The organism is Chamaesiphon sp. OTE_20_metabat_361 (assembly GCF_031364565.1).
Window position 1 is genome coordinate 1 of record NZ_JANLWO010000675.1, and the last position, 3287, is coordinate 3287.

The window sequence follows — 3287 nt, forward strand, 5'->3', positions numbered from 1 at the left end:
TACCCTCTACCCTCTACCCCCTACTAACTACCAACTCCCAACTCCCAACTCCCAACTCCCCCCTAAATCATGATTCCCGGTGAAATAATTCCCAAACCTGGCGAGATCGAACTAAATGTCGATCGACCGATTCTCAAGCTAACCATTGCTAATACAGGCGATCGACCGATTCAAGTTGGCTCCCACTATCACTTTTACGAAGTTAATGCCGCTTTGAGATTCGAGCGAGAACCCACCAAAGGAATGCGGTTGGATATCCCCGCTGGTACCGCAGTCAGATTCGAGCCAGGAGATGAGAAGCAAGTCCAATTAGTCGCGCTAGCAGGCTCCCGCGAAATCTATGGCTTCAACGCTCAAATCGAGGGTAGGCTCGACTGAGGAAAGTTACAATCCTCGGATCGGTGAGGTTCGAGCTATTACGAACGTTTGTGAACTAGTTATCGCGATCGATCTAAGCGATATAAGTCAATGGTGAAGCTAGCTTCAGGCAGTGGAAACGGCTCGATCGTCACTAGCAACCGATCGCCAATGGCTGTATCCTAGATTGGGTATTTATATACGTTAGATTAACAATCGCTTTTATTATATGTCTGCTAATATTGCTAACTCCACCCAGACAGTCCGCATCGCTTCGCGGAAAAGCCAACTAGCATTAGTCCAAACATATTGGGTGCAAGCCGAGTTACAGAAGCACTTTCCCGATCGTACTTTTGAAGTCGAGATGATGAGTACCCAAGGCGATAAAATCTTGGATGTACCCTTGGCAAAAATCGGCGATAAGGGTTTATTTACCAAAGAACTAGAAGTAAAAATTCTCGATCGATCGGCAGACTTAGCCGTACACTCACTCAAGGATCTGCCCACTAATCTACCCGCTGGGTTGATGCTGGGCTGTGTCACCGAACGCGAAAATCCCGCCGATGCGCTAGTTGTCAATGCCAAACATCAAGGTTTACAGCTCGATACCCTCCCTGCTGGTGCCGTAATTGGTACCTCCTCATTGCGACGGTTAGCACAACTGCGCCACCACTTCCCCCACTTTGTCTTCAAAGACGTGCGCGGAAATGTTAATACCCGGCTGGCGAAACTAGATGCAGGCGAATATGATGCGCTGATTCTGGCTGCGGCGGGCTTACAACGCCTAGATTTTGGCGATCGGATTCATCAGGTCATTCCGGCTAGTTTGTCGCTCCACGCGGTCGGACAGGGGGCACTCGGCATCGAATGTCGCACTGAAGATCCCGAAATACTCGCCCTACTCCAAACCTTACAACATCAGCCGACTGCCGATCGTTGTTATGCCGAGCGGTCATTCTTGCGAGAATTAGAGGGTGGTTGTCAAGTCCCGATCGGCGTTAATACTACCATCGATGGCGACAATCTCACGTTAGTAGGGATGGTATCTAGTCTCGATGGGCAAAGATTAGTCACCAATACCATCACGGGACTAGCCACCAATGCCGAACAAATCGGGAAAGATCTCGCCAATCTCCTCCGCAGTCAAGGCGCAAAAGATATTCTGGATGAAATCTTTGAACTAGTACGGCGGGATGGATTGAAGAAGGTGTTGGACGAGCAAACTAATAGTTAGATGGGAGATGGGAGATGGGAGATTGTAGCGGGCAGTAACAAGTAAGAAAGTAGGGTGGGCAGTGCCCACCATCTACATTTGAGACTGAATTATGATTTTTTGCATTGACAAACATCTCATCCCCTAAAGCCAAAAGCCCAAAACCAAACCCTAAAGCCTAAAGCCTAAAACCTAAAGCCTTAACTACCTCTTGGCTCTTTGAAACTGTTTGAGATTGGCTAAAGACCGTTGGTAATTAACATTATCGCCGTAGATTCTAAATAACTCCATCGCAATGCGGAGATCGGCAATTGCCCCCTTGCAGTCACCAGCTTGATGACGAGCGTACGCGCGATTGTTGTAGGTAATAGCTTGCTCTGGAAGGATGCGGAGAACTTCGTTATAGTCCAGCACGGCACCCCGATAATCTCTCATATTGAGCTTGGCAGCAGCACGATTATTATATGCCAGAGCATGATTTCGATCGAGGCGAATCACTTCAGTATAATCGGCGATCGCGGGTATATTTTGTTGGAGTCTAGCGTACAAGATCCCGCGCTGCAAATATGCGTCTAGATCTTGGGGATTTTGTTGCAGGGTGGCATCCAGACTGGCAATAGTTGGCTGTGAGGTATTTGACTGTGCTGTCGGTGCTGGAGTCGGCTCTGGTGCTGCGACAGCTAGCAATGGCATCGCTGTGAGTGACACGCTGAGGATAGCCAGTTTAGATAGTAAATATTTAGTCATCAGCAATGATTAAGATCGAGCTTAAAACAATCTACAAACTATTGTAGTAGTTTTCCGGCATCAAATTTTACACGGGGTCGATCGCCTAAATTCGATCTGGTTACAAAAGGCGGTATTATGCAACTGTCATCGAGGAAGCATCTCAGTAGCAAGTACGCCAACGACTCGATCGATTTGTAGCTGGTGGAGGCGATGCTTTCCCGGTGCAAATAACTTTCATTATCTGGGGGTATTTATGTCTTGGAAGCAGGGATTAGTAGTAACGATAGTTGCGCTCGGTAGCACTGTCAGTAGCCTTGTGAGTTTTACTCCTAGCGTTCGAGCGCAGACAACTAACAAAGGGTTTTCGGAATTTGTCTCTGGTGCTGGTACGGTGCTATTTTTGGGTGGCGGCTCGCTACTACCATTGCTGACGGATGGCGCGGATGGCGGACAGCATAGCTTGCGGGTAGTAGACGCATTGGGTACCAGCGCGGCACTCTGCTACGGACTTAAAGAAGTGATTAGATCTCCCCGCCCCGATCACGATCGCGAACTCGATAGTTTTCCTAGTTGTCATGCGACGACAGCCTTTGCCGTAGCTCGCATCCAAAGCCACTATCATCCAGACTATGCCATCCTCTGGTACAGTGGTGCTGCCCTGATTGGTTATTCCCGTCTCGATCTCAATCGCCACCGCTTTACAGATGTCCTCATCGGTGCAGGATTGGGTTATCTAGTCGGCGAAATCGAATTGGGACAAAAACGTGGCTTGTTGCTATTTCCCCTAATTCGTCAGGATGCGCAAGGAAATACGATTGTCGGGTTACAAGTTAAAGGCGAGTTTTAAATTGGTAAATAGATCGATCGAGAATTTTACTTTCTCTGTTAAAAAATAGCGAACAGATTGAGTGTTAACTTTCGTTGCTCCGATCGCCATTGACTATCCAATACCTACTATCCTCTAAGTTCCTAAACATTTGCAAGTAAA

4 protein-coding genes are annotated in these 3287 nt (G+C 47.9%); 3 read left to right on the top strand and 1 reads right to left on the bottom strand.

What is annotated here, in order from left to right:
- Positions 1-69: 69 nt before the first annotated feature.
- On the top strand, positions 70-378 hold the full coding sequence (locus tag RMO35_RS19245; RefSeq protein ID WP_309743246.1) for an urease subunit beta: 309 nt from the start codon (positions 70-72) through the stop codon (positions 376-378).
- A 208-nt stretch (positions 379-586) separates the two neighbouring features.
- Positions 587-1591 carry a hydroxymethylbilane synthase gene (gene hemC / locus RMO35_RS19250; RefSeq protein WP_309743248.1) on the top strand — a complete coding sequence of 335 codons (1005 nt, stop codon included), beginning with the start codon at positions 587-589 and terminating at the stop codon, positions 1589-1591.
- Positions 1592-1774: 183 nt separating this feature from the next.
- Here the strand turns inward: hemC and RMO35_RS19255 are convergent, their stop codons facing one another.
- Complete coding sequence (locus tag RMO35_RS19255; RefSeq protein WP_309743250.1) at positions 1775-2317, bottom strand: hypothetical protein; 543 nt, start codon at positions 2315-2317, stop codon at positions 1775-1777.
- A gap of 235 nt (positions 2318-2552) precedes the next feature.
- Here RMO35_RS19255 and RMO35_RS19260 point away from each other — a divergent pair, with 235 nt between their 5' ends.
- Positions 2553-3146 (top strand): phosphatase PAP2 family protein, encoded by a 594-nt coding sequence (locus RMO35_RS19260; protein WP_309743252.1) that lies wholly within the window; start codon positions 2553-2555, stop codon positions 3144-3146.
- The last annotated feature ends 141 nt before the right edge of the window (positions 3147-3287 follow it).

What these genes read in the sequence shown, in the direction of transcription:
- RMO35_RS19245 (WP_309743246.1), top strand. Translation starts at nt 70, where the DNA reads ATGATTCCCGGTGAAATAATTCCCAAACCTGGCGAGATCGAACTAAAT.
- RMO35_RS19255 (WP_309743250.1), bottom strand. Translation starts at nt 2,317, where the DNA reads ATGACTAAATATTTACTATCTAAACTGGCTATCCTCAGCGTGTCACTC.
- RMO35_RS19260 (WP_309743252.1), top strand. Translation starts at nt 2,553, where the DNA reads ATGTCTTGGAAGCAGGGATTAGTAGTAACGATAGTTGCGCTCGGTAGC.
- hemC (WP_309743248.1), top strand. Translation starts at nt 587, where the DNA reads ATGTCTGCTAATATTGCTAACTCCACCCAGACAGTCCGCATCGCTTCG.